Genomic DNA, 26,383 nt, shown 5'->3' on the forward strand with positions numbered 1-26,383 from the left:
ACTGAAGTGGTTCCCGTTACAACTGGAGTGGTTCCCGTTACAACTGGAGTGGTTCCCATCACGACTGAGATGACTAATATTTAAACATTGCTCATCAACATCCTAATTTTTGTGAGTAAGCTGTTACGTATACAACTTGCATTATTAGGGCGGGCTTTTCGGCCCACCCCACAATCATATTGAAAAAATATTAGTGCAAATTAAAGGCGCAACAGCTTAACAATAGGTAAGAAACCTACGATAGTTATTAGTGTAAGCTACTTGACAGGCGGACACACTTGCTGCACTCTTTGGGGAAATTGCCGACACATCTGCTGGAATCCTTGAGGATTAATTTGCCACCAAGCAAATAATCCCAGACTTGTACCCCCCACAAGCAACGCCAACACTACTCCCAGCCTTACCAAACGTTTACCCCGATTAGGTTTTCTAATTAAACTTCGTGGAATTACTGGGCTTGGAAGTGGTTCTTGTGAAGTATCCAAATCTAGATCCAAATCTAGATCCAAACCTAGATCCAAATCTAGATCCAAATCTTGCAGCGATCGCGAACTTTCTATGAAGATAATTGGTTCTTCTACTTCCTCTTGTTCCTCTGGTTCCTCTGGTTCTTCTTGTATTTCTGCTTCTATAATCTCTTCTGGCAACGCCGGAGTCACAGGTACTAAGTATTCTGGCGAGACACGATAATAAGTGAGAACAACCGACGTATTATCACGCCCATTTTTTTCGTTTGCCAAGTTAATCCAGTTGCGAACAGCATCTTCAACTGTCAGTTTACCTGTTAACACGGGTATTGCATAATCCTGCCAAGATTGTTCCACCCAGTTATTATCACTTAAACCATCAGAACACAATAATAAGATGCCGTCTTCTTCTACAATGAATCGCTGAACTTTAAGACGCAAAGATTCTGCATCTCTTGTTCCCAATGCTTGAGTTAGGGCACTAGCATCTGGTCTTAATAGTGCCTGTCGATACAAGCTTTTAGCAAAGCGTACCTCTCGCGTTACCACATCATCATCTACTGTCAGTAGCTGACAATAATTACGAGTAATCCAATAGGCACGGCTATCGCCAACATTAGCCAAGTAAAGCTCATGGGTATTATTTGATTGCCACCCAGTACTCGTCTGCACTCGTTGTGGAACTTGCACCCCCATTACAATAGTTGTAGCCATGCGTTCTCTGCCTTGGCGTTTTTGTTCATTATTGCGGGCACAAATCAGATTATTTATCACCCGTAAGCTTGCTTCTAATTGTTCCTGCAACAACTCTGGTGATACAAGCACAGCTTGTTCTGTCACCTCCGTTAGTAAGGCGCGAATTTGCAATTTTACAGACTGCACAGCCAACTTACTGGCAACCTCGCCGCCTTCGTGTCCACCAATGCCATCGCAAACAATCGACAAGTGCGGTAATAAAGGTTCATCTAACTCACTTAAAGCATTGGGGTAGCAAGCGTCTTCATTTTGCGCCATAACTGGGCCAATATCTGTAGAACCTGCCACCTTTAGGACTAATGGTAATTCTGCCGCAGACGCTAATAATAAATTATTGAGTTGAATATTAATAGCTTCTAACTCAACCTCAGTTTCACACATCTGCTGGGCTATGTTCTGTAACCCTTTAGCTACTGATGCCTTTGCAGACGATACCCAAAATTGCCAACACTCTCCCAGATTTTTTAAACTCAGTTTCTCATCTGCTGGTGTTTCGTAAAGTTCCACTAGTCGCACACACCAACCTTGGACTCTCAAATTATCTACTACTAGTAAACTGCGGCTAACTCCCAATTCTGATAAAGGTGTCCAAAGTTGGAGAATTTGCCACAACCAGTAAATTTGTCGTACCGCCGTAGCTTGCTCCCATGCCTCAACAATAGTTGGATAAATATTTCCTGTCTCATCTATTGGCACATTTTCCAATAAGAGAATATCAGTTGTATCTCCCTCAAGGTAAGAAGCAAACCCATAAACCTGGGGCAAATGCAACCGCTCTTGATATAATCGTAGATAAGAAATTACTTCCTTTGGCAATTCTTCAGGTACATCTGGCAGCAGTCCCGGTTGAGTATCTAGCCAAATCTGGTGACTAATTACTTCATATCTATCTGCAACCTTTGTACCTGGTGGGATTTGAGCAGACAATGAGCCAGTAGCCCAAAGATAGCGGTGAACTAAAGGAGTTTGACAACTGGCACAAGCACTATCTCCCATAGGATTAATGGGGCTATTACAGCTTGGATTTATACAATAAATTATCAGTTGAGTAGAAATCATAAATAAGGGGTCAGAATTGCTGAATACTCCACCCATAAAGGGATAGAGTTTCAAGAAGGAAGAATATTTAATACTAGTTTTGCTCACCACCGACAAGGTTTTAAACCAATATTCATTAAAGAGGCGCACAGAATTCATTCTGGCTTCTGGCTTCTGAGTTCTGAATTCTTCTTTATAAAAGTATAAATTTAAGAACTCAATCAACTCATGAACTTCGATTAACTTTAGGTGGCAATGACTTGAAGGTTAGAATAGACTGGATTGGTGTACTGCTAGCTACACCTTGTTACTGAAATTAATCAAAACTATTGGTAAAAAGACCAAGTTTTGCTTTCCGTAAATAACTTACGTCTGGCTGTATTTAATCGTAGAAATGCATTTACGTCAATGTAGAGTTTAGGATGGCGCTATGCCAAGTATTACCTTAATCTGGCTTCTGGCAGGAGCAGTTCTGTGTTTAATGGAACTGTTCTTACCATCGGCGTTTGTCGCCTTCATGATGGGAATTAGCGCTTTTGTAGTGGCGCTGCTGTCTGGAGTGGGTTTGGGAAGTGTATGGTTGCAAATTGTGGTTTGGCTATTGCTTTCCACAGCACTAATTTTGCTTTCCCGTCGGTTTTTGCAACCGCGACAACGCAAATCTAAAATTCGGGATGCAGTCATAGCTGAAACCTTAACAGAAATTCTGCCTGGGAAAACAGGGCGGGTGCGGTATGAGGGAAATTCTTGGCAAGCAAGATGTGACGATGACAAATTTACCGTACCACCCCATCAAAAAGTTTATGTGGTGAGAAGAGAAGGTACTACTTTGATTGTGATACCAGAAAATTTGTTGAATTCTTAGTTATTAGGAATGGGGAGTGGGGAATGGGGAGTGGGTAGAGACGCGATTAATCGCGTCTGTACTGAGTTAGGAGTGTAGGAACTATCTATCAACCCCTGCCTCCCCTGCTCGCTCATCCCCGACTCCCGACTCCCCACTCCCTACTCCCCTTCCCTTTTTTTAAAATCAGGAGATTCATAATGGAACAGTTCTTCTTGCTCGTCTTTTTAGCCCTTGGTGGTTCTGCCGTAGCAGGTTCTGTGAAAGTCGTCAATCAGGGCAATCAATCTTTGGTGGAAAGATTGGGTAGTTATAACAAAAAACTCGAACCAGGACTAAACTTTGTCATTCCTTTTCTAGATAGAGTTGTCTACCGAGGAACTATCCGAGAAAAAGTCTTAAATATTCCTCCCCAACAGTGCATCACTCGTGACAACGTTGGCATTGAGGTGGATGCAGTGTTTTACTGGCGGATTGTGGATATGGAAAAAGCCTGGTATAAGGTAGAAAATCTGGAGTCGGCAATGGTAAACATGGTGCTGACTCAAATTCGCGCCGAAATGGGACAACTAGAGTTGGATCAAACTTTTACTGCTCGTTCTCACATCAGTGAACTTTTATTACAGGATTTGGACGTTGCTACCGATCCTTGGGGTGTGAAAGTGACACGCGTAGAACTGCGAGATATTATTCCATCTCAGGCAGTGCGAGAATCGATGGAATTGCAAATGTCGGCAGAACGACGCAAACGGGCAGCAATTTTAACTTCTGAGGGCGAACGCGAAGCTGCTGTTAATAGTGCTAGAGGTAAAGCAGAGGCGCAAATATTGGATGCGGAAGCTCGTCAAAAATCGACAATTCTGCAAGCGGAAGCTGAACAAAAGGCGATCGTTCTGAAAGCTCAAGCGGAACGTCAGCAGCAGGTTTTAAAAGCGCAGGCGATCGCAGAGTCTACAGAAATTATCGCCCAAAAGCTCCACACTATCCCCAATGCCAATAAAGCGGTAGAAGTTCTGTTTGCCTTGGGCTATCTGGATATGGGTGCGACAATTGGTAAAAGCGATAGCAGCAAAGTCTTATTTATCGATCCGCGCACTATCCCTGCTGCTTTCGAGGGTATGCGCTCCATTATCTCAAATGGTCAGGTTGACTCTAACGAGTTGTTTTCTAAGCAAATACCAGGGTTAGAAAATAACCGCCCTAGTTAGAAGTGGGAGTGGGGAGTGGGGAGATGAGGGGGATAAGGGAGAAGCAATGCTCAATGCCTCATGCCCTACATCAGCAACTCTCATCTCCAATTTCTGCTCCATTTTCTTACTGGAGAACCACCTGATTTAGCACAACGAGCTTTCAGACTAATACAAAAGGCTGAATCTGGAGAAGTTACGCTCTGACTTTCGCCAATTGTCGTTGCAGAAGTAGTTTGGGTTTTGTCTTGATTTTATAAATATTCCCGCGTGCAAATTGCTGAAGTTTTGTTGCCTTTAGTCGTCGCAGAAGGAATTTTGTTAGATGATTTAGAACAAGTAACAGCCGCCCTTAAACGCATGGCTAATGCTAATGTCGATTTTATCGATGCTTATTTGGCAGAAACTCCCCATCAAAAAGGAGAGACAATAGTTTCTTTTGACAGAGATTTTAAGCGTTTATAAATTGATTGGGTTCAGCCAGAATAAATAGATGAAATAAAGTATCAAATGAAGCACAAGTGATTATTATTAATAAATTTTAGGCGATACCTGACGGTAAGCTAGCGCGATCTCTAGGGTGGGCTACACCTACGGACTAAATTGCCACATTCTTCTAATGATAAAATAATCAAGTTTTGATAAGTTGTAAATTATGACGTTATCTATTCAGCCAACCACAGCATTAAGTGTAGAAGAGTTCTTAAAACTACCAGAAACCAAGCCAGCAAGCGAGTATTTTAACGGGCAAATCTACCAAAAACCTATGCCACAAGGAAAACATAGCACTTTACAAATTGAATTAGCTTCTGCCATAAATCAAGTTACAAAACCACAGAAATTAGCTTATGCCTTTCCTGAATTACGCTGTACATTTCAAGGTCGTTCAATAGTACCGGATATTGCTGTGTTTGAATGGGAAAGAATTCCCCTTGATGGAAAAGGTAGAATTACAAATAAATTTGAAATTGCCCCAGATTGGATAATTGAAATTCTCTCACCAGAACAATCACCCAACCGAGTTATCCGCAAAATTACTTTTTCTATCCAAAATGGAGCAAAGCTAGGTTGGTTGCTCGATTCTGATGATGAGTCAATCATGATTTTTGAACCCAACAAATTACCAGAATTAAAAGAAAAGCAAGATGTTTTACCCGTTTTGAGTGTTTTGGAAAATTGGCAATTAACAGTTGCAGAGGTATTTAGTTGGTTAAGTTTTGTTTGATTGAAGAAGAATATATTCTCACAATTCAGGAGCGAAGCCGGAGACGCTCCAGGACTCGCTGACGCAGGCTTGATTTTGGTAGCCCCAGACTTTAGCTGTACGAGAATAAAGTGCAACCTCAGATAAAATGAGTATGACTATTGAACAATCCCAGTAGCTTGATTTACTTGGCATTGGTTGCACAACCCAAAAAACTCTAGGGTGTGGTAAAAAACTTTAAACTTATGGTTGGATTCTAACTGGTCTTCTAGGTCATGAACGGGGCATTCATTAATCGGAATTGAGACACCGCATTGCAAGCAAGTAAGGTGGTGTTTGTCTTGCTGCGCTAGGCTGTAGAGGGCTTCACCGTTAGCCAAATTCCGCACTTGTACTATGCCTTCAAGTTTTAAGGCATCTAGGGAGCGGTAAACTGTCGCTAAACCCATGCTCTGATTAGTGTTACGTAGTTCTACGTAAATATCCTGGGCGGAAACGCCTTTTTTGATGGTTTTCAGTAGGTTGAAAATACGCTCTTGACTGCGGGTGCGTATGGCTCTCATAGACAATTATTTAAATATGCCACTGTAGTTGAAGCTGTTAGATGGGCTAATTGATCAATTAACTTTAACGGCTTCGTAATCTTATTTTCACTCAGTTCGAGCATAAAGTTATAGTATAGCGATCGCAGCATTCAGCAAAAGCCCGTGCAAACCAAGTATTTAGCCAAAATTTTCGTGACGCTTCGTCCTTCAGTCTTAGACCCTGCTGGTGTGGCTGTACAATCCGGTCTTCAGCAAATGGGATACGATAACGTTGACCAGGTGCGGATTGGTAAGTACATTGAACTCACCATCACCTCGACTGAAGAGAAAAAAGCGCGTCAAGACCTTGATCAAATTTGTAACCAAATGCTAGCAAATCCGGTGATTGAAAATTACCGATTTGATTTGATTGAGGTCGAAACCCAAACTGGGGTATTTTAGAGATTGGGCATGGGGCATTGGGCATTGGGCATGGGGAAAACTCTTCTCCAGTCTCTACTTCCCAATCCAAACTCCTAACTCCAAACTCTTAACTCCAAACTCTCCACTCCCCACTCCTCACTCCCCACTCCCCTTGACTAATCATGAAATTCGGTGTTGTTGTTTTTCCAGGTTCTAATTGCGATCGCGATGTTGCTTATGTAACCAGAGATTTGCTTTTACAACCAACTCGCATGGTTTGGCATCAAGAAACGGACATTGCTGATTTGGATGTCGTGATCATACCTGGTGGCTTTAGTTACGGGGATTATTTACGCTGTGGTGCGATCGCGCGTTTTTCACCCGTGATGCAGCAGGTTGTCGAACACGCCCAAAAAGGTAAGTTTGTCCTCGGTATTTGCAACGGTTTTCAGGTATTAACTGAAGCTGGACTTTTGCCTGGGGTGTTGACTAGAAATCGGGATTTGCATTTTCTGTGCGATCGCGTTCCCTTAAAAGTTGAGCGGACTAATCTCGCATGGACGCAAGCTTATACCAATAGTGAAGTTATCACTTTGCCCATTGCCCACGGAGAGGGGCGATTCTACGCTGATCAAGCCACTCTCGCAGAAATTGAAGATAACGGGCAAGTCTTGTTTCGCTATCAAGGGGAAAATCCCAACGGTTCACTAAACAACATTGCCGGGATTTGCGATCGTCGAGGCAATGTGTTGGGGATGATGCCGCACCCAGAAAGGGCATCTGACGCGATGCTGGGGAATAGCGATGGGTTAAGGTTGTTTCAGGGATTGTTAGAGAAGGTAGCGGCATTAGCCTAGAGCGCCGGTCGAGCAACTAGGTTGGGCTAGCGATCGCTCTGTGAAAGATAATGAAGATTCTTCTACAGACAGCGATCGCTCCAATAGACATAGGCGTGAAATTAAATATGCGTTACCCAGAACCCTTGTAGAGACGTAGCAGTGCTACGTCTCTACATTCTTTTCACGCCTATGTCTAATGAATAACTAGCAACTTGGGTTAATATTCAAAATTGGCTCACCATCCCCAAGTACCAGGAGCGCCTTTGAAAGGCCCAACAATATCACTGGTGATCCAACCGCCGTAGAAGTTACCTGGTTGTGGTTGCACCTCTTCGCCATCCACGTAGCAATTATCCATTAAATGAGCGTAAAAAGCTACATAGTCCTTAAGAGATTCAAAAGCTGGTGTCGGGTTAGGATAGAACCAGGCAGCATTATGGACTTCTTTTTCACCAACTCGAATTGTGTAATAAGTAGCACTCCCCTTCCACTCGCAAAAGCTAGATTGCGGCATCAGTTGCAAATATTCGATTTTGATATCCGCAGGGGGAATGTAGTAAGAAGGAGGATGACTAGTTTCTAAAACACGTTTGGCGTTGTGGGTATCTGCAATTATTACTCCGTTAAAGATTATTTGGATATGTTTACTTGTCTCCTCCAGACGAGGAGGACGGGGGTAATCCCAAACTGATTCTTGTCCGGGAGTGGGTTCGATGCGTTGAGAATTAACCATTTAACAATTCAAAATTCAAAATTGTTTGACTACAAGTACTAACGTACCCCTTTAAGAGTATCAACTTGCTTGGTAAACAACTCAGTGAATAAACTAAGCACACTCCGTTCTTCGCGCACTTTTATATTGGCACTGATGGACATACCTGATTGCAAGGTGACTTTTCTACCCTTAATCACTAAGGATTGTTTATCCAATGAGATTCTTGCCGGAAATCTATAAAACTGATGTGTTTGATCTGGCGGTAATGCGTCTGAACCTATGTCAAGCACTTTTCCTTTGATATCGCCAAACTCGCTGTAAGGAAAAGAGTCAATTCTGACATCTACGTTCATGTCTTTTCGCACAAAACCAATATCTTTGTTAGTGATGAACACTTCAGCTATATACTTTTCATTTGGAACAATTTGCAGCAGCTTTGTGGTTGGAGTCGCTACAAATCCAGGGTTTTTTGCTTGTAAATCGAAAATTGTTCCACCTACAGGCGCATGGAGTTCTTCATATTTAACATTTAACTGTGATTGAGATATTTTACTATTGACATCTGCCAAACGCTGCTCATTATCCAGCACAACTTTCATGAATTGGCTATCGATTGCGGCAATACGCTGTTTGTTATCAGCTATCTTATCCAAAATGCTTTTATTAGAAACAGCCACCGTATTGCTTAACTCTTGTCGTCCTTTTTCTATATCAAACTGGAGGCGTTTTGTTTCCTCGCCTAGTTGCGCTACTTCTGCCGTGCGGTTTTGTACTTCTTGTTTCTGGTTGAGATACTGAAGTTGAGAAATGCCACCTTCTTCTGCTAATGTCTTCAGCTTATTTAAAATCCCCTGTTGAATAGCTAAACTTGCTTTACTATCTTCCAGCTTAAATTGATTTTGGCTAAGTTGCTTTTTGGTTTTTTCTACTTCCAATCGCGCTGCTGAAGAACGAGAATCTAATTCTTTTTTGGCAACTTGTAGAAGTTGTTGTTCATCAGTTCCTAGTGCATAAGCTTGACCAGAATTTTTTAATTGAGTCCGCAATAATTCATTTTCTCCTACTAGCGCTGACCGACTTTTCAGCAGAAAAGCGGTTTCTTGTGGTAAATTACCGCGCAAATATAACAATTCCGATCCCGTTGCGTTACTTGCACTCATCAATCGGCGATAAATCTGGTTTTCTTTAATTAATGCAATGCGAATTTTATTCAAAGAATTTAATTCAGCAACAGAAGCAATGGAATCAAAAGTCAGCAACAAATCTCCTGGCTTTACTTGTTGTCCATCTTTAACATTAACCGTTTTCACCACTCCACTAACAGGAGCCTGAATTTCTTTGACTGTTCCTTGCGGCTTTAATTGCCCTGTTGCTGGCACTACTTGCTCAATTTTTGCAAAATAAGCCCAACCAATTCCAAAACAGGCTAGTCCGATTAGAGTAACCATGATTGTACGCGACCAAATTGGAGATTGCCGCAAGACAATGGATTGCTCAAATTCCTGATTGTTTGAGTTAGTTAAAGACTGTTGAGCAGCTTTCTGTTGTTTTGTAAGTACCCGTGAATCTTGCTTTACTCCGTTTTTCTGATTGCCGTTTTTCTGATTGCCGTTGAGGTGATTCCCATTAAGTTGAGTCATAATGATTTTGGGTTTTGGACTTGTCGTGAGCGTTCAGTCGAACGATTTGGGATTTTTTGTAGGATGGGCAATGTTTGCCGAAAACCTGGATTTTGATATTTGTGACATTGCCTACTCTACGCTGATTAGTGCATCTATTATGGAATGTTGGTCAAACAGAGAATTTTCTGATGCCATGCCCCCAGCAATGACTAATTACAAGTTCACATCTTGTTGCTGATACAGGTAAGAATAATGACCTTTAAGAGCCATTAGTTCTTGATGGCTGCCTTGTTCTATAACCCTGCTATTATCCATCACGACGATCATATCTGCATTACTCACGGTGTTCAGGCGGTGGGTAATAAAAAATACTGTCTCACCCTTGAATGCTTTAGCTAAATTGAGACATATTTGCCGTTCTGTGGGATAATCTAATGCACTAGTTGCTTCATCTAAAACTAATAATTTTGGTCGTTGTAAAACAGAGCGGGCGATCGCAATTCTCTGTCGTTGTCCACCTGAAAGTGCAGAACCCCGTTCTCCCACCCGTGTGTTGTAACCGTTGGGCAAGCTCATTACAAACTCGTGGGCGCACGCAACCTGAGCCGCTTCGATAATTTCTTCGGTTGTGGCATCGGGATTCGTCAGAGCAATATTTTCCTGAACGCTGCCGTCAAACAATAATGTCTCTTGGGGAACTACGCCAATCTGCCGTCGCAGTGAATAAAGTTCTACTTTGGCAATATCATAACCATCAATCAAAATTCTGCCGGACTCGGTTTCGTAAAGTCTGAGTAATAACTTCATCATCGTACTTTTACCAGACCCACTTTGTCCGACAATGCCGATAAATTTACCTGGAGCAAATTCGAGGGTGACATTAGAAAGTTGCAGAGGGCCACTTGTACCAAACCGGAAGGAAACATTTTCGTATTTCACTGCTCCCTTGATCGTAGGTAAGGGTATATTGTAGCGGTCTGTTTCCCCTTCTTGTGGCGTATCGACAATATCGCCTAAACGCTCTAGAGACAAGGCAGTTTCTTGGAAGCTTTGCCAGAGTTGAGCCAACCGCAATATTGGACTGGTGACGTAACCGGATATAATCCTAAAAGCAATTAATTCGCCTAAGGTTAATTCTCCTTTAAGTACTAGATAAGCTCCTACCCATAAAACTAATAAGCTGCTGAGTTTGTTGAGGAAGCTGCTGGTAGAATTGGCGAGGGTAGAAGTCACAACGGTTTTAAAACCAGCCGCGACAAACCGAGCGTAACGCTCTTGCCAGGAAAAGCGCGATCGCAATTCGATATTTTGCGCTTTTACTGTTTGAATTCCTGACATCACCTCCACTAAATAAGATTGAGTTTCGGCGTTGCGTTCGGCTTTGCCACGTAATTGTCTGCTAATAGTGGGAGAAGCAATTAAGATCACAATGATAAACACCGGAATTGTGCTTAAGCCTACTAAGGTGAGTTGCCAACTGTAAATCAGCATCACACCGATATAAACCACTGAAAACAGAGCATCTAAGCCCACTGTTAAAGCAGTACCCGTGAGGAATTGACGGATATTTTCTAATTCGTTGATCCGAGTAGAAAGTTCGCCCACCGGTCGGCGTTCAAAATAGCGCAGTGGTAATCGTAGCAAGTGGTCGATGATTTCCGACCCTAAACTCATATCGATCCGGTTAGTGGTATCAACAAATAAGTAGGTTCGTAAGGTAGTCAAGACTGCTTCAAATATTCCGACTACTAATAGCAAAACCCCCAAAATATGTAGAGTACCAATACTATTTTGAGTGATAACTTTGTCGATAATTAACTGAACTACCAGAGGATTTGCCAACGCTGCCAACTGCACAAAAAAGGAAGCGACGAAGACCTCTATTAGGACTCGACGATAGCGTGACAAATAGGGCAGAAACCACCGTAAACTAAAGCGCTCTTGGGGTGTTTCTTTGGTAGGACTGAGCAGTAATACCCTAACTTGGGGCGGAAAGTTGGTTGGATCAACATCTAATTGTTCAAGCAATCGAGCGGGTTTGCAGCGCACAATTCCTTGGGATGGAACACCCACAACCATAGTATTTGCATCCGCCGCAAATAAAACGGCAAAACTATCACCATAGCGAATCAATGCCGGTGTAGGAATGCGGCTCACTGAGGCGACTGGTAGCTCTATCAACTGCGCCTTAAGTCCGATTAACTCTGCCAGATAAGCAGTAACTTGAAACGATATAGTACCCTGACGTTTAACTTGCTCAGTTAAGATACGGCGAACCACCTCTCGACGAAACGGCATTTCTAGGTGCTTGGCGATCATTTGGAAGCAGGCGAAGGCTGTATTCAGTTCTCCCTTACCCCCAAAAAACGGGTATTTGTCTTTTAGCGAAATGTTTGAGGTCTGGGGGGCTGTCTGTGGAACTACTTCGTCCGATGCGTAGGGGATATCTAGTTCCTCTGCGCTATCTGATTTGGTGTCACTTACTACAAGTTCTATTTGATCAGGGACTTGCAAGATCAAATCTGAGGGATGTATACCAAGCAAGCGTGCGGGGTTTTGACCTATAACTTGGATATTGTCTCTGTCATCGTCAGATTCTAGGCGATCGCCAGGTGACAAATTCGTTACTGTACCACCCCCACTCACAAACCAGACCCTTTCGCTATCTAGTTGGTTGAATGAAGTTTTTCCTGGAGGGACGTAATGTATTTTCGCCTCTGGTAATGCCTTTTCTGCGAGTTCTCTGAGATTCAAAGTAGCGATCGCTTGCTTTTGCCAATGCAAACTCAAAATATCGAAAACTTCCACCAAATAACTGCGATTCTTACGAACATTGGCAAAAGCTGGATATAAACCCAGAAAGCTAAAATATGCCGATGCATTCAAGGTAAAACATACTACTTCGGTGGAAGCGATCGCTGTTTCACAGGCGACATCGCGCAGCAAACCAATTTCGCCGATAATTTCCCCCGGTTGCAGCAATTTTAGGGTGATTGGCATTTGTGTCTGGGGATCATATCCCAACAGGCGCACTTGTCCCTCATAAATTATCGTGATCTGTTGTGGGAGACTTTCTTTACCGATGATTTTCTGACCGATGCGATATCGCCAGGCTTGCGCCTGTTCTGCTAGATTGGCGATCGCCCCATCTGGTAACTGATCAAACCCTTCTATGGTGGTGAGAAATTCCGCAAAAGTGTTCTTAATGTAAGTCATATAAAACAAGTCGAAGGTAAAAGCCAGGAATAAAGTCGAAAATATTAGGGAGTATCTCTTTTACTAACAGTGGCAGTGTTTGGTTTTATGCCAGCAGTGGCAAGTCTTCTGTCTATTCAATGTGTCTAAATATCTAAAACCATAGAAAGTCGCTTAGTCTAATTGCAGACCTGCATTCATATCACAGAGCTATAACTGTTATGCACTGTTCCAAACAAGTATAGTGTAAATAGATCGAGGACAAGTTATCACTTAGTTCACGCTACATACTTTATACTATCTTAAAATAAATATTTAGCATTGCAAGTATGCAAGATGGATACTGATCATCAAATCAAGATACAGAAAGGCGGCTGTTAAACTTAGAGTTGCATATTTTGATTTATGATAATCAACATGAAAGTATCATAGATGCTTTTCTAAGTAAATACCCTAGTTAAGAATTATGTAATAAAAAACTTGAAATTTCGGAATGATTTCTGACAAATTCTTGAATATAGGGATTGAGACGATCACTGATGGCGAAAAAAACTGAGCTTTTGTTAGTAAACAGCGCCATGCCCAATTTATGAAAGAATTCTCCATCACTTTTTTGCTAGCTTAATTTAATAAAAATTAACTGGGAAAGTAAAGGTGAAGATTTTTTAATCACCTTAGAGGAGCCAATTACTAAATTTATGAAGGAAAGACAATAACTGGCTTCAGTAAATTTACTAGTTTAATTAATATCAAGTCAATTTAATCGCTATGCATAAAATAACCTCGCTCCACAGTCAGGATAAGGTTGTTCAATTTTGCTAAGTAATTACCCGGATTTAATATTAGGCAGCGCTGACACTAAATTTTGCCTGCACAATCATATCGTTATAATCTTTGTCACCACCATTTGCCAAATCCTCAAAGCCAAAGGCGTTGTTCCCTAACATCCGAATGTGATCTGTCTTGTCTGAGTTAGCACCCAAGAATGCGAAGTAAACATTCTTATTGGCATTGCTATTGAGAATCGCATCGGGAGTACCATCAACAATAATAAATGGTGCAAACAGAGAATCAGCCCCGAAAGTCCCAGTGTAATTTGCTGTCCCTTGGTTATTCACTGTCAAGTCAATGCCTGCAACCCGCCCACGCACGGCAGCTTCGGCGTAACCAGCCTGTCCAACAAGAATATCTGCTGTGCCATCGCCATTAGTGTCAATGCCACCATTCTTATCAGCCACCTGATAAAAGCCCACAAAGTTGTTGTAAGAAGCTTCTCTGTTGACTGTAAAGTTACCTATTACCGATTGTGTCACACCCTGTAAATCAATCAGTTCCCCTTGATACTGATCTTGCAGACCTGTACCTAAAGTTACTTGTTTATCTGTTGGCTGAATCGTCACAACCAAATTCTGGAAGTTAAGAGAAAACCCTTCCTCTTCTGTGTTGTTATTTGTAGCTGAGGGAAAAGTAACGCTTGAGAAAGAGGTTTTTCCAGACAGTATATCGTGAGTAGTACTGTTAGATACCAGATAAAATCTGAGTTTGGTATCAGAGTCTAATTCTAAGATGTTTGTCAGATCGGCAGGATTAAAACCATTAGGCAGATTGGCAAGGGTAGAGAAAATCACCTTGGAGCGCAAAAGAGCCGCTTGTGTATAGCCTTCTGCACCAGGGGCTATGCCGTTAATCCTACCTTGTTCATCGTCAACGGTAAATACACTCAGTTCATCCACCTGTTTGGAGGTGTTGGTTTTAATCTTGATTGAGAGTCTTCCTTTATCACCTTTAATATTCAGCTTAGTCTTGACACCAAAGATATCGTCTGTAATTTTTGTCAGTATAGGAGTCCCGTCAGCGATCGCAACTGTAAACACATCACTGGCTTTTTCTCCAACAACATCCTTAGCGGTAACTTTGATGTTTACACTACCTATGTCTCCCTTATCGGGAATACCACTGAAAGTCCTGGTAGCAGCATCGAACTTCAACCCTTTCGGTAGAGGGGTATCGTCAAAAAGAGTTGCAGTGTAGCTGAGGGTATCTCCGACATCTGGATCGCTGAAGCTGTTAGCTGGTACAGTGAAGCTGAAAAGGCTACCTTCAGTGACTTGTTGGTTAGGGATTTCATTTGCCACCACTGGAGCATCATTGACATTATTAACCGTGAGCTTAAACACATCACTGGCTTTTTCTCCAGCAACATCCTTAGCGGTAACTTTGATGTTTAGGCTACCTACGTCCCTATTATCGGGAATACCACTGAAAGTCCTGGTAGCAGCATCGAACTCCAACCCTTTCGGCAGAGGGGTATCGTCAAAAAGAGTTGCAGTGTAGATGAGGGTATCTCCAGCATCTGGATCGCTGAAGCTGTTAGCTGGTACAGTGAACTTGAAGAGAATATCTTCAGTGGCTTGTTGGTCAGCGATCGCCTGGGACAAGATTGGTGCTGTCATAATCTTAATTGATTAATACTTACTATTTATGAATACCTTCGCCAAAAAAGAGCATGAAAAAATAGGGTTGAGGTAGTAGAGTTATTGTCTCTCACAACGGCAACTCAAAAAGCACTCTTCAGCCCATGCCCGATATCTTATCACTGTTACACTAACGTAGATCAGCGCTAGAACGGAAGCGGCAATTTAACCAGATAATCATGGCCATGTTAGCAATGAGCGGCCGAGTCACCATGTTGGAAATTTCTCGTTGGACAGGCATTGGTGGTAGTTATCAGTTAACCACAAATTTTTGAAAATTAACGTAATAATAGGAGTTTCAGCCCTTGTGAATCAGGAAGCAAACACCATTAGTAATAGAGCGATCGCATGAATTTTAATGTTACCTGTAAGGGCTTATAGCGCTTCTCGTTTACTTGAGGTACACCCCCCTACACCTCGCAATGTAATGTTGTACGGCATCTGAATAGGAATCGCTATACACCAATACAGTTCAGATAAGCCCAAAATCCTGATGTAGAGACGCGATTTATCGCGTCTTTAAAGACCAATTATCTACATTAATAATCCTTAACACCAACCGTATTGCGCTATATACCATTTGTGAAAATCTTTGCAACACATGAAATGTTTAGATCGCCGACTTATTTAATAAGTCGGCGATCTCATTGTTCAGGAATGATTTAGGATTGGGAAAACGCTAGGCAACAAACTAAGCCACGACGCTAGCAGAGAAAACGAAGTCATTTGCAGTCAGGCTAGTTGATGCAACTCCCAGCAATGAAGCCAACTCTGTATTTCCGGTTTTCACGATCGTATCACTACCCTGTTGCAATAGCGTTAGTCCACTAAACTGAGTAACGCCAATCCCGCCCAGCCCGATTTTATCAATCCCGATCGCAAAATCAGTCACAATGTTCTTGCTAGCTGGCAGGCTAGCGTTAGCAAGAAAGAACTGGTCAGCAGCAGCACCACCACTCAAGCGATTACCGCCCTGTTGACCAGCAAATAGCAGATCATCACCATCACCACCAAACAGCGAATCATTGACATTGGAGAAAAGTTTGTCATCCCCAGAGCCACCATAAAGACGGTTATTGCTACCTTGACTCTTAAGGGTGTCGTTACCGGAGCCACCGAAGGATAGTTGACGATTACCTTCAACTACTGTCAAAGTATCATTACCTGCTGCCCCAAACAAATTATTACTACCACTAGCTTCAACTACGGTAATTTGGTCATCACCAGCACCACCATTAGCACTAGTATTCTTAGCAGGACTATTTGCGCCAATCAAGACTTGATCATTACCATCTCCTGTGGACACTGAGGAGTCACTGCCGACTACCACCGTGTCATCACCGTTCCCAGTCACGATTGTGTTACTTCTACTACCTTCTACAAAGTCTGCTCCGTCACCTGTAAATAAGGTTTGGTTTGACTTGAGGGTGACATCATCACTACTTTTAGAACCAAATTCGACATCTAATGTTGTTAGTCCATCGGTGCGACCAGCAAACCCTGCTGCTGTAAAGTACTGAGTATTGCCTACACTCTGATCATTTAGAATTGTTGTTTGACCATTAGCAGCTTTTTCTGAGGTCAAAGTTCCTTTTGTGAAGGAGACTGAATCAGGCCCTCCCACCAGTGCTTCTGTAATGGCACGACCTTTCAAATCGCCATTACTGGGAATGTCCAAACCCAGAATACGAGCAAGCGTAGGCGTTACATCAGCATTACTGACGGGCGCATAGTCCACATAGCCTTTTTTAAAGTCAGGGCCAATAGCCTCCATGTTATTGAAGGTATCACCTCGACCAAAGCTGCCATGCATCCCCTGCCCTTGTTGCAAAGTTGTATCAGCAATCTCTACCTGAGCTTGAGGGTTGTTTGGGTTGTTTGGGTCGCTGCTAAAGCTTTTGAAGTTGATTACAATCGATGGAACAGGTGTTTTAGCATCACCTTTTAGCCCGATCGCACTCAGTGGTAAAGCACCTGGAATAGTTCCATAGGCATCGTCTACGAAAATACCACTGATGTAGTCTTTTTGCGAGAGCAAATTCACTACCTGTTTAGCTAAATCAGCATTGCCATTGGGCAGATAAATCAGGTCAGAACCGCCGTTAGCAGCTACAACTATCTTTGTACCAGGGTCAAGTTGGCCATTAATTACCTGACCTGTACCACCAATTACACCATTCCCAGAAATAGGACGTTGACCTTTTGTGGCATCAACAGTTGCATACTGGATCTGTTTGAGGTCTGGGGGGAGGGTTGTAGGGTTAGGATCGTATAAGGGTAGACCTAGATCGTGAGCCAAATCAATCGCAACAAAGCCTGCTGGTAGAAATCCCGGATTTACGCCTGCATAAGTTTGGGTGGCAGCATAACTTTTAGTTTTTGTGCCTTGGCTATCAATAACTTGTTTGCTGATGGTAGAAAAACCGTGGTCGGAAGTAATAAAGACATCAGTAGTCTTGTCCAAGCCTGTACTCTTGAGATAGTCAAGAAGTTGCTTTAAATTATCATCAGCATTTTTGACCCCAGCTTTTGAAGTAGGGCCATTGATACCTGGTGTCAAGCTGTTTAAGCTATCACCCTGATTGTGTTGAGTACCATCGGGATCTCTTGACCAGTAAACCAATGCGAATGGTTTACCATCTTGTTGAAACTTGGGTAAAATTACCTTGGTAGTGGCATCTGCAAAGTATTGTTGTTGAGCCACATTGGCATTCAGGGTGCCAGGAGTTGTATTGTTACCAGCTGGCTGGACTCGCAGCGTCGGCTTTACATCTAGACCCGCGGCTTGTAAGCGATTGGCAATATCTCGATCAAGTGGAACAGCAGAAGGTGAACCTGCGGCTGTAGTCGGCGGTGTTGCACCATTCGTACTGTCATCAATAATTATTGTATTGGGAGTAGGAATAGTACCCGTAGTACCACCTTCTCGGTTAACTTGTGTGACATCTTGGATTGCAACTGGCCCTAATTTACCAACTGCTGCTGTGTTGAAACCCTGCGATCGCGCATAAGCTAGGAGTGACTCTTCATCTAAAAAGTTGTTACCGGGAAACTTTTCATCGATATCTCCCAGAACAGGATCATTTTCAATGAATGGCGTGACACTACCATTGGCATTAGCACTAGGAAAACCAGTGTAGATAGTATTACTAAAGTCACCTGTATCACCAAGATAATGCCCCGTTGCGATCGCAGAAGCATTCGGGGTGGTAAATGTCGGAAACAGTGAATGACTGTTGGCGAAACTAACTCCTTGCTGACGGATGCTATATAAAGTTGGGGTATCAATGGGATTTACAGAACCGTTACGCAATCCATCCGCAACAAAAATAATGACATTTCTACCGTTGCCGTTTGTATCACTCATCTCGACTATTCCTTAAGTATTGTGCTATGCGATTAATCGCACTATTTGCATATTTGTGGGCTGAGTTATTGATTCCCCACAACTTAAAACTGAAAATTCTTGGCTACTGAAACGTAAGTAGTATTTGGCAACAAAATGCTCAATGTTCACACAAATTTGTCTGAACAATTAAAATATTGTAATTTTGGTTACTACATAGGAAGATAGTCATTCAATGTTTAAGGAAGGTTATGAGCAAGTTAAGTTTATAAACCTGAATGCTTTCAGCATGTTTAGCAGAGCAATACCTGTTTTTGCCCTTTTTAGGGTAGGACTTACGCATAGGTAATGGAAAACGTAGACGCAAAGCGGTGAAGCAGCGCGGTCTTCTCCCTCACGCGCGTGGCTAGCGCAAACGCGAGCGCGTCTTTAAGAGTTGGGGGTTTCCCCATGAGCGATTGCTGTTAGCGAAGCGTAAAGCCTCCGGCATAGCTTCTCTACCAGAGGCTGCGCCAACGCTTAGAGCGACGTAAGAGCGTCTACCCGGAGGGCTTGCCGCAGGCTACCACAGACAACGCAGAGGTCACGGAGGTAGAGAGTTTGAGAGGGTTTTTGCATAAGTCCTATAGGGTAAGAACAATGTAGAAAATCATGCTCTGCAATACACTCTGACCTCACTTCCATTCCTCTCTCCTTTTAGGAGAGAGGTTTAATCTTACTCCCCTTCCCTTATAGGGGAGCCAGTGCGTTGGGCGGCTCCGCCGACTTGTTCGCGTAGCGTCTCCCCTTGGGAGAAGCACCTGGCGTAAGGGGTTGGGGGTTAGGTCTCTATTGGACTTAACCCAGAAGCGCTATAGTCGGACTTCACATTAACCCGCAACACTAACAGAGAAAGTGAAATCATTTGCAGTCAGGCTAGTTGATACAACTCCTAGCAATGAAGCCAACTCTGTATTTCCGGCTTTCACGATAGTGTTACTACCCTGTTGCAATAGCGTTAGTCCACTAAACTGAGTAACGCCAATTCCGCCCAGCCCGATTTTATCAATCCCGATCGCAAAATCAGTAATAATGTTCTTGCTAGCTGGCAGACTGGCGTTAGCAATCCAAAATTGGTCAGCACTAGCACCACCACTCAAGCGATTACCACCCTGTTGACCAGCAAATAGCACATCATCACCATCACCACCAAACAGCGAATCATTGACGTGGGAGAAGAGTTTATCATCACCGGAACCACCATAAAGACGGTTATTGCTGCCGTTACTGGTGAGGGTGTCATTACCGGAGCCACCGAAGGATAGTTGACGAGTACCTTCAACTACTGTCAAAGTATCATTACCTGCTGCCCCAAACAGATTATTACTACCATTGGCTTCAACTACGGTAACTTGGTCATCACCAGCACCACCATCAGCACTAATGTTCTTAGCAGGGCTATTTGCGCCAATCAAGACTTGATCATTACCGTCTTTTGTGGACACTGAGGAGTCACCGCCGACCACCACCGTGTCATCACCGTTCCCAGTCACGATTGTGTTACTTTTACTACCTTCTACAAAGTCTGCTCCGTCACCTGTGAATAAGGTTTGGTTTGGCTGAACGGTAATATCATCGCTTATCGTGGAGCCAGACTTAATTTCTTCAGCTTTGGGCTGACCTAAGCCAGGAGCAAGGTTTAGGGACTTATCCAGCTTCAACAAAATGATTTCGTTGTTGTCTATTACTGGATGCTGAGGATCATTTCCAGGACGACCTGTTGAGAAGGGATAGTTGTTGTCATTAGCAACCAAAATGGTGTTTTTGTCAACAACTAACACATTTTCAATTGTTTGAAATGGGAAGTCAAAGGTTGTTTTACCGTCCCCATTCAAGTCTTTGGGGTCTTGGATGTTTAACAAGTCTGCAACTTCTTCTTTAGCTACATAGCCTTTAGAATCTGTTTTAGACAAGTCTACTTTGTAGATTTTCTTGAATTTAGCCCCAGTCCCTTGATTGTTATCCCGCTCAATGACTAAGTACTCATTATCATTAATAACTGTGAAGTCACCGATCGAATTTGAGGGATTTTCCAGTTTGTAATAGCGTAGTTGATCGCTGTATTTGTGGCTGGCTAGATCAAATTCATTAATCCGTAAAGCACCAGAAGTATCGCCCTGAACAGTCCCCTCTAGCAGTAGGTAGAGCTTAGTTTTGCTGGCGTTGATTGCTCCACCTTCAAAACCTTTGGAACTACCCAAGTTAGCAAAGGCATCTCCTGAAAGAACATCGGGGTTTTGTGGCGATCGCACTACATTATATTGCGGATCATCTCTGAGTTGATCCCGTACTTTATCCCCGATATCTGGGAAGTCTGTAAATAGCGCATCTACGCCTAATTGATAGAATTGCTGGATCTCTAGTTCTAGCTTGCCTTGGTAATCTGTTGCTAAATACTGATCTTCCGCACGGAAGGTGTAAGGGTGAACCTGCAAACCTGCGTTGTGAGCATCTTGAATTAAGGTAGTCGGCGGTAACGTTGTCTGATCGGCCTCATTTACTACCCCATCCCCATTGATATCATCTGCCTTGCCATCACCATTAGCATCAGTACTTTTGACGCTAACAATCATTCGCTTCCAAGGGCCAATGCCATCAGCATAGGTGGCAATTTGTGCCAAGCCTTCTGGAGTTCGCAAGTCGCCATAGGTGCGATTATCACCACTCACCTTCAGGTCATAAGGTTGACTTTCTATGAGCTTGCCGTTAATGTCAATGCCACTTGCATCTAGAAGTTGGATCAGTGGAATATCCACCCCTGCCGCAGGCATAATCCTATCATGCAGTTGTTTGAGGTTAGATACTTCAAAGGATTCGATGAAAATACGGCTAGGATCAGTGAAATTATTTGCTTTGAGCGTATCGATTAGTAACTGGCTGATGTTTCTGTTTATTTTGTCCGTGGTGCCTACATAAGTGGCTTCTTGGGCAAAATAGGTCGGATGCTTAGTTTCAGGGTAGATGCCAATCTTTTTACCTGTCTCGGCTTCTACTTGCTTAACCAAATTGATGATTTCTGTGAGGGTAGGAATCTCAAATTTATCATCGAAGGAGTGATCCCGGAAAGGTAAACGCTCTTCTGCCCGTAAAGTCTTGATTTCAGCTAAGGTGAAGTCTTCAGCAAACCAACCTGTAATTGTGTTTCCATCTAAACTTACTGTTTTTTTGCGATCGGCAAACTCTGGATGTTTGTAAACATCTGTGGTTGTGTTGTTGAAATTGACTGTGCCATCAGCGTTCAAAATTGCTAAAGCAGGCTCATGGCGAGCAATTAATACACCATCTTTGGTAACTACTAAGTCAGGCTCAATAAAGTCAGCACCGCGCTCAATTGCCTGTTTATAAGACTCTAAGGTATGCTCTGGACGATAGCCACTTGCACCTCTATGACCGATAACTTTAGGTGCTTCTCCATTTAGAGTCTTGAAGTGGTCAAGTGTAGCAATCGGAGCCTCTAACAACTTACCAGTGGCATCAAAATGCAGCAGATAGGGGCCGAACTCGTCTCCAACCCAGATTGTACCGTCTTTATCAAAGACGAATGACTCTACATCAAAGTCTGCACCAGTTAGTAATCTTCCAGGAGTTCCCTGATTAACTATTTCAAAAGGAACTTTTTTGTTAGGGTCAGATAGTTGAATGTAATCTAAAACTTTAACAGTGCCATCCCCATTTTCTGTTCCCTTGAAATTTGGATCTAGACGATTGATTCGCAGCAAAAAGTCTTCACTATTATCTTTGCTACCGTAACCATTGTCTGACAGAAAGTAAAAAGAGTTACTGTCAGCGAATTGTACACCACTGAAGCCTTGAATTGGTTGTCCTGGGAAAGGCCCCGTTCTGCCATTGGCTGAAACGTCCTTACCAGAAGCTGGGCCATCACTAAAGCTATCAGCAGGTAAAGAGGCAAAGCCTACTAACTTAATTGCCATAATTAGAATGTTTTTTGGGTATTTGGATTTAACTGCATTACAAGCGATTCAAGTTCTCTCATGGCATTACTTGTGGGAAAAATGAATCATATTCTCAGGCTATAAACCGGAATTCCGGGTAAATTTAAGAATTACAAAAATATAGTTCGGGCAAATTCGTTAAGTCCGATTCGTCAATTAACACTGAGAATGCATTTGCAAAAAACGTATTTTCTCAAAGTTATCGAAAGCTTGAGAAATGATAATGGAATGTCAACTACTAATTTGCGTTAGTCTGTAACACTAAGATTACAAATTTACATCTGTCGATAGTAGTTATGAGATAACTTAGCTATCACTAAAGATGTTTTCATCAAAAGATTAAGAAAAGAATAAGTTAAATAGAATAAATGATTAAAATACAGTCAAGGGAAAATAATATTTAATAAAAAATCAATATTTGATTACCGAACTATTTATTGATAATTCTGAAGAGATAAAATTTGATTTTTTTCAGTTTGAATAAGCCTAAACCCTTTTAAAACCTCGTTTCCAGCCTCTCTTTGGCTGGAAATGCTCCTGATTGCGGTGCCGCGAGTCAGAGAGGCGGAGCCTCAATGAGGGGCATTCCCAGTCGGAGACTGGGAACGAGGGAATCTCTAAAAGCCGATTCTAGACTGGCTTTTACCTTAAGTTGACACGCACGTACATCTGTACGCCCCTACGAAAAGCTAGGCGGACAAACTAAGCCACGACGCTAGCAGAGAAAACGAAGTCATTTGCGCTCAGGCTAGTTGAGGTAATTAAAAGCAATGAAACCAACTCTGTATTTCCGGTTTTCACGATAGTAGTACTACCCTGTTGCAACAGTGTTAGTCCACTAAACTGAGTTACGCCAACACCGCCAAGCCCGATTTTATCAATCCCAACTGCAAAGTCAGTAATAATGTTCTTGCTAGCTGACAGACTGGCGTTAGCAAGAAAGAATTGGTCAGCACCAGCACCACCACTCAGGCGATCGCTACCCTGTTGACCAGCAAATAGTAGATCATCACCATCGCCACCAAATAGCGAATCATTAACATTAGAGAAGAGTTTGTCATCTCCAGAACCACCGTAGAGACGGTTATTGCTACCGCCACTGCTAAGGGTATCATTGCCTGAGCCACCGAATAATGATTGACGATAACCTTCAATTACTGTCAGAGTATCATCACCTGCCGCCCCAAACAAATTATTACTAGCACTAGCTTCCACCACGGTAATAACATCATCACCATTGCCACCATCAGCACTGGTATTTTCAGCCGCGCCGTTTTGACCAATAAATATTTGATCGTTACCGTCATTCCCGGATACTGAGGAGTCACTGCCTACAAGCACTGTATCATCACCGTTTCCAGCCAGGATTGTGTTATTTTTAGTAGCTTCTATAAAGTCTGCTGCGTCACCTGCAAAAAAGAATTGTCCTGGTTGAAGATTGACAGTATCGCCGTTGCTAGAACCAAAACTGGTTAGGTTTGTCCGGGCAACAGGATTGCGGGGATCGTAACTAGTGGGGTCGATATTTAGAGAATTGGGGAAGGCATTGGCTATATTCTCCCAAGGCACTAGCTTAAAGTTAGAGTTGACGTTTTCGCCATCAATTGTCTTGGCAGGTTCATTAGAGCCATCTTGGGTGACAAATAAACCAAATGGGAAGTTAGGCCCCAGTGGCACGTTAATCACATCTGCACCATCTGACTCTTGCACGCTGTCAATTGACCCATTGTTACCAATGGCAAAGTTACCCACATATTCGTTGTTACCTTCACGAGTGTAGGCAACAAAGGTGCTATCGCCTTGGCTGGATGCTAGCAGGTAGCCTGTGCCGTTTTTGCCGTAATAAATAGTCAACCCTTCTGCGTCATCGGTGAGGTGAGAACCACCCTCAAAACGAACGCGATCAATCAGCTTGCCTGTTGTACCACCGTCCGGTTCTGCCTGGAATTTCCAGATGCCGACATCTTCTTGGGCTATGTAAAGAGAGCCGGTTTCTTGGTCAACCACCATACCCTCTGTTTGCGGAGAACGCCCTTCTGTGGTGGGTGAGGGGATGGTGAACTCCCGCACCAGTTCAGTTCCAATTTTGCCATTACCTTTGTCAATCAATTTGAACTGAGCTATATCTCCAGTTTCTCGACGACTGGTGAAGACATAGTAATCGTTAGTTAAGGGGCTACGGTATAAGGTAACTCCGTAAGAACTGCGAGTTGATGCGGAATAGGGAGGTTCAAAAGGTGATGCTTGGAAGATAGTACCAATATTGCTATCGGTGATATCTTCCAAGTATTGTCCGGGGGTGGTGGGGTTGGGGTTAATTTTGAAGATTGCTAGTTTATCATTGCCGCGATCGCTAGCTACGGCAATATCAACAGATTGATTGCCTAATTTAAAACCGTATTGCAAATCAATGTTGTTGTAGCGAATACCACCAGGATTAACTGTTTGCAACAAATTACCAGACAAGTCATAAACCCGCAGTCCGGCATTTTTCACTGAGGTTAGTACTAGGCTATCGGCAGCATTTGTGGCATTAACATAGATGGCAGGATCATCAGCATCTGCACGTTGAGATGTGGGAAGTGCCGGATCATCAAATAAATCGGGACGGGTTTCTACTGTGGGTGCAGCAGTGGGAACCAAATCTGCACCCAAGGTGAGGATTTGGGTATATTGGGTATTGCCAAAGTTGTTGTCACTCACCAGCACAATCGACTGACGACCATCTGCTAGTTTGGGGCCGAAGGTAATACCCTCAATGTTATCTACTCCTGTGGGGTGATTGGGGTCAGTAGGGAGATTTAGGTCATTTAAATTCAACAGCAGACGCTTTTGAGCAGGTTTTATCGCTGCTAGTTGTTCAGCACTCAAACTGCTGAGTGAGTCAATGGTGCTAATGTCCGTTGCACCTTGTAGAGAAACTTCGTAAATTTTGATGGTGTTGCCTACACCTTGAGCAAAAGAGCGTTCCAACGCTAAGAAGGTTCCCCGATTATCTATTGCGAGTAAATCTGCCAAACCATTGTTACTTGAGCCTGTCTTAGGGTTGGGCGGTTGGGCGATGGCATTAGTAATATAGAGATATTCCTTTTCTGGTTGTCCAGTAACCAGATTGTATTGCAGAATTCGCGATCGGCTACCACTGGTGAGTGAAGCGATTAATCCATCTTGGGATAGCGCGTTTTCAGTAGCGGTGAATAGGGTTTTCTGGTCGGGTGTAATCGTCAGGCTTTCAAATGCTAAGTTATTGTAAACGCCTGATATCTGCGTATCATTTGCATCTATAATACCATTGCCGTTGGTATCCTGAACTACTGGCAAAAACTTGGTAGGGACAAATAGCGTTCCTACTTCTTGCCCTGTTGCCAAGGAAAATTCTTTAATAAAGGGATTGGTAACGCGACCAGCCGCAGGATTGACTTCGCCCTCTGAAGAGATAAAGACTGTGCCATTGTTACTTAAAGCAATGGCTTCTGGGTCGAGACTATTGAGTGCAAAGAAGTTGCCATTGATATCTTTCAAGGGTGTGACATTGGTAAAAGTCACATCTGAATCAGCAGCAGTGAAGGTATAAAAACGAGCAGGGGCAACTTGGGAGCGATCGTCTGAGATCGCATAGTAGCGCTTATTGGCAGGATCATATGTGACACCAGAAAGTCCACCCAATGCAGTTTGTACCCCATTCACCGTTCCCGCCGCACCAGAGGGAATAAAGCCAGTAACGAAGGTAGTCTGCCCCTGGAATCCCACATTAGGA

The 26,383-nt window shown here is 43.0% G+C and carries 15 protein-coding genes; 6 read left to right on the forward strand and 9 right to left on the reverse strand.

The features are described from left to right. Positions 1 to 257: 257 nt before the first annotated feature. Complete coding sequence (locus tag HWQ23_RS06810) at positions 258 to 2,282, reverse strand: protein phosphatase 2C domain-containing protein (protein WP_292825551.1); 2,025 nt, start codon at positions 2,280 to 2,282, stop codon at positions 258 to 260. 409 nt (positions 2,283 to 2,691) lie between these two features. Here HWQ23_RS06810 and HWQ23_RS06815 point away from each other — a divergent pair, with 409 nt between their 5' ends. The 4 genes from HWQ23_RS06815 (at position 2,692) to HWQ23_RS06830 (ending at position 5,517) form a co-directional block, all read left to right on the forward strand. Continuing rightward, positions 2,692 to 3,126, forward strand: a complete 435-nt coding sequence (locus HWQ23_RS06815; protein ID WP_292825422.1) for an NfeD family protein — start codon at positions 2,692 to 2,694, stop codon at positions 3,124 to 3,126. A gap of 179 nt (positions 3,127 to 3,305) precedes the next feature. Further along, entirely contained in the window at positions 3,306 to 4,313 is a 1,008-nt protein-coding gene (locus tag HWQ23_RS06820; protein ID WP_292825425.1) for an SPFH domain-containing protein, read from the forward strand. Between the two features lie 249 nt (positions 4,314 to 4,562). Next, positions 4,563 to 4,757 (forward strand): PIN domain-containing protein, encoded by a 195-nt coding sequence (locus HWQ23_RS06825; RefSeq protein ID WP_292825428.1) that lies wholly within the window; start codon positions 4,563 to 4,565, stop codon positions 4,755 to 4,757. 190 nt (positions 4,758 to 4,947) lie between these two features. Then, positions 4,948 to 5,517 carry a Uma2 family endonuclease gene (locus HWQ23_RS06830; protein ID WP_292825431.1) on the forward strand — a complete coding sequence of 190 codons (570 nt, stop codon included), beginning with the start codon at positions 4,948 to 4,950 and terminating at the stop codon, positions 5,515 to 5,517. Between the two features lie 137 nt (positions 5,518 to 5,654). Here HWQ23_RS06830 and HWQ23_RS06835 read toward each other — a convergent pair whose 3' ends face one another. Further along, positions 5,655 to 6,059 carry a Fur family transcriptional regulator gene (locus HWQ23_RS06835; RefSeq protein ID WP_292825434.1) on the reverse strand — a complete coding sequence of 135 codons (405 nt, stop codon included), beginning with the start codon at positions 6,057 to 6,059 and terminating at the stop codon, positions 5,655 to 5,657. Between the two features lie 144 nt (positions 6,060 to 6,203). Here HWQ23_RS06835 and purS point away from each other — a divergent pair, with 144 nt between their 5' ends. Together purS and purQ are read left to right on the forward strand one after the other, a co-directional pair. Then, on the forward strand, positions 6,204 to 6,482 hold the full coding sequence (gene purS, locus HWQ23_RS06840) for a phosphoribosylformylglycinamidine synthase subunit PurS (RefSeq protein ID WP_292825437.1): 279 nt from the start codon (positions 6,204 to 6,206) through the stop codon (positions 6,480 to 6,482). A gap of 143 nt (positions 6,483 to 6,625) precedes the next feature. Then, on the forward strand, positions 6,626 to 7,300 hold the full coding sequence (purQ, locus tag HWQ23_RS06845) for a phosphoribosylformylglycinamidine synthase subunit PurQ (RefSeq protein ID WP_292825440.1): 675 nt from the start codon (positions 6,626 to 6,628) through the stop codon (positions 7,298 to 7,300). A 217-nt stretch (positions 7,301 to 7,517) separates the two neighbouring features. Here the strand turns inward: purQ and HWQ23_RS06850 are convergent, their stop codons facing one another. From HWQ23_RS06850 to HWQ23_RS06885, 7 genes are all read right to left on the reverse strand, one after another. After that, positions 7,518 to 8,015 (reverse strand): DUF427 domain-containing protein, encoded by a 498-nt coding sequence (locus HWQ23_RS06850; protein WP_292825443.1) that lies wholly within the window; start codon positions 8,013 to 8,015, stop codon positions 7,518 to 7,520. Positions 8,016 to 8,053: 38 nt separating this feature from the next. Further along, positions 8,054 to 9,637, reverse strand: a complete 1,584-nt coding sequence (locus HWQ23_RS06855; protein ID WP_292825446.1) for a beta-barrel domain-containing protein — start codon at positions 9,635 to 9,637, stop codon at positions 8,054 to 8,056. A 195-nt stretch (positions 9,638 to 9,832) separates the two neighbouring features. Next, positions 9,833 to 12,835, reverse strand: a complete 3,003-nt coding sequence (locus HWQ23_RS06860; protein ID WP_292825449.1) for a peptidase domain-containing ABC transporter — start codon at positions 12,833 to 12,835, stop codon at positions 9,833 to 9,835. Between the two features lie 821 nt (positions 12,836 to 13,656). After that, entirely contained in the window at positions 13,657 to 15,267 is a 1,611-nt protein-coding gene (locus HWQ23_RS06865) for a putative Ig domain-containing protein (protein WP_292825452.1), read from the reverse strand. A gap of 712 nt (positions 15,268 to 15,979) precedes the next feature. Next, positions 15,980 to 18,655: an alkaline phosphatase family protein gene (locus HWQ23_RS06875; RefSeq protein ID WP_292825455.1), complete on the reverse strand. Its 2,676-nt coding sequence runs from the start codon at positions 18,653 to 18,655 to the stop codon at positions 15,980 to 15,982. Between the two features lie 848 nt (positions 18,656 to 19,503). Continuing rightward, positions 19,504 to 22,608 carry an esterase-like activity of phytase family protein gene (locus HWQ23_RS06880; RefSeq protein WP_292825554.1) on the reverse strand — a complete coding sequence of 1,035 codons (3,105 nt, stop codon included), beginning with the start codon at positions 22,606 to 22,608 and terminating at the stop codon, positions 19,504 to 19,506. A gap of 720 nt (positions 22,609 to 23,328) precedes the next feature. Next, positions 23,329 to 26,376: a phytase gene (locus HWQ23_RS06885; protein ID WP_292825557.1), complete on the reverse strand. Its 3,048-nt coding sequence runs from the start codon at positions 26,374 to 26,376 to the stop codon at positions 23,329 to 23,331. Positions 26,377 to 26,383 lie beyond the last annotated feature (7 nt).

Source organism: Nostoc sp. JL33 (genome assembly GCF_017114985.1).
Lineage (GTDB): Bacteria > Cyanobacteriota > Cyanobacteriia > Cyanobacteriales > Nostocaceae > Nostoc.

Coding starts and splice junctions, on each gene's coding strand:
- HWQ23_RS06810 (WP_292825551.1), bottom strand. CDS start 2,282: ATGATTTCTACTCAACTGATAATTTATTGTATAAATCCAAGCTGTAAT.
- HWQ23_RS06815 (WP_292825422.1), top strand. CDS start 2,692: ATGCCAAGTATTACCTTAATCTGGCTTCTGGCAGGAGCAGTTCTGTGT.
- HWQ23_RS06820 (WP_292825425.1), top strand. CDS start 3,306: ATGGAACAGTTCTTCTTGCTCGTCTTTTTAGCCCTTGGTGGTTCTGCC.
- HWQ23_RS06830 (WP_292825431.1), top strand. CDS start 4,948: ATGACGTTATCTATTCAGCCAACCACAGCATTAAGTGTAGAAGAGTTC.
- HWQ23_RS06835 (WP_292825434.1), bottom strand. CDS start 6,059: ATGAGAGCCATACGCACCCGCAGTCAAGAGCGTATTTTCAACCTACTG.
- purQ (WP_292825440.1), top strand. CDS start 6,626: ATGAAATTCGGTGTTGTTGTTTTTCCAGGTTCTAATTGCGATCGCGAT.
- HWQ23_RS06850 (WP_292825443.1), bottom strand. CDS start 8,015: ATGGTTAATTCTCAACGCATCGAACCCACTCCCGGACAAGAATCAGTT.
- HWQ23_RS06855 (WP_292825446.1), bottom strand. CDS start 9,637: ATGACTCAACTTAATGGGAATCACCTCAACGGCAATCAGAAAAACGGC.
- HWQ23_RS06860 (WP_292825449.1), bottom strand. CDS start 12,835: ATGACTTACATTAAGAACACTTTTGCGGAATTTCTCACCACCATAGAA.
- HWQ23_RS06865 (WP_292825452.1), bottom strand. CDS start 15,267: ATGACAGCACCAATCTTGTCCCAGGCGATCGCTGACCAACAAGCCACT.
- HWQ23_RS06875 (WP_292825455.1), bottom strand. CDS start 18,655: ATGAGTGATACAAACGGCAACGGTAGAAATGTCATTATTTTTGTTGCG.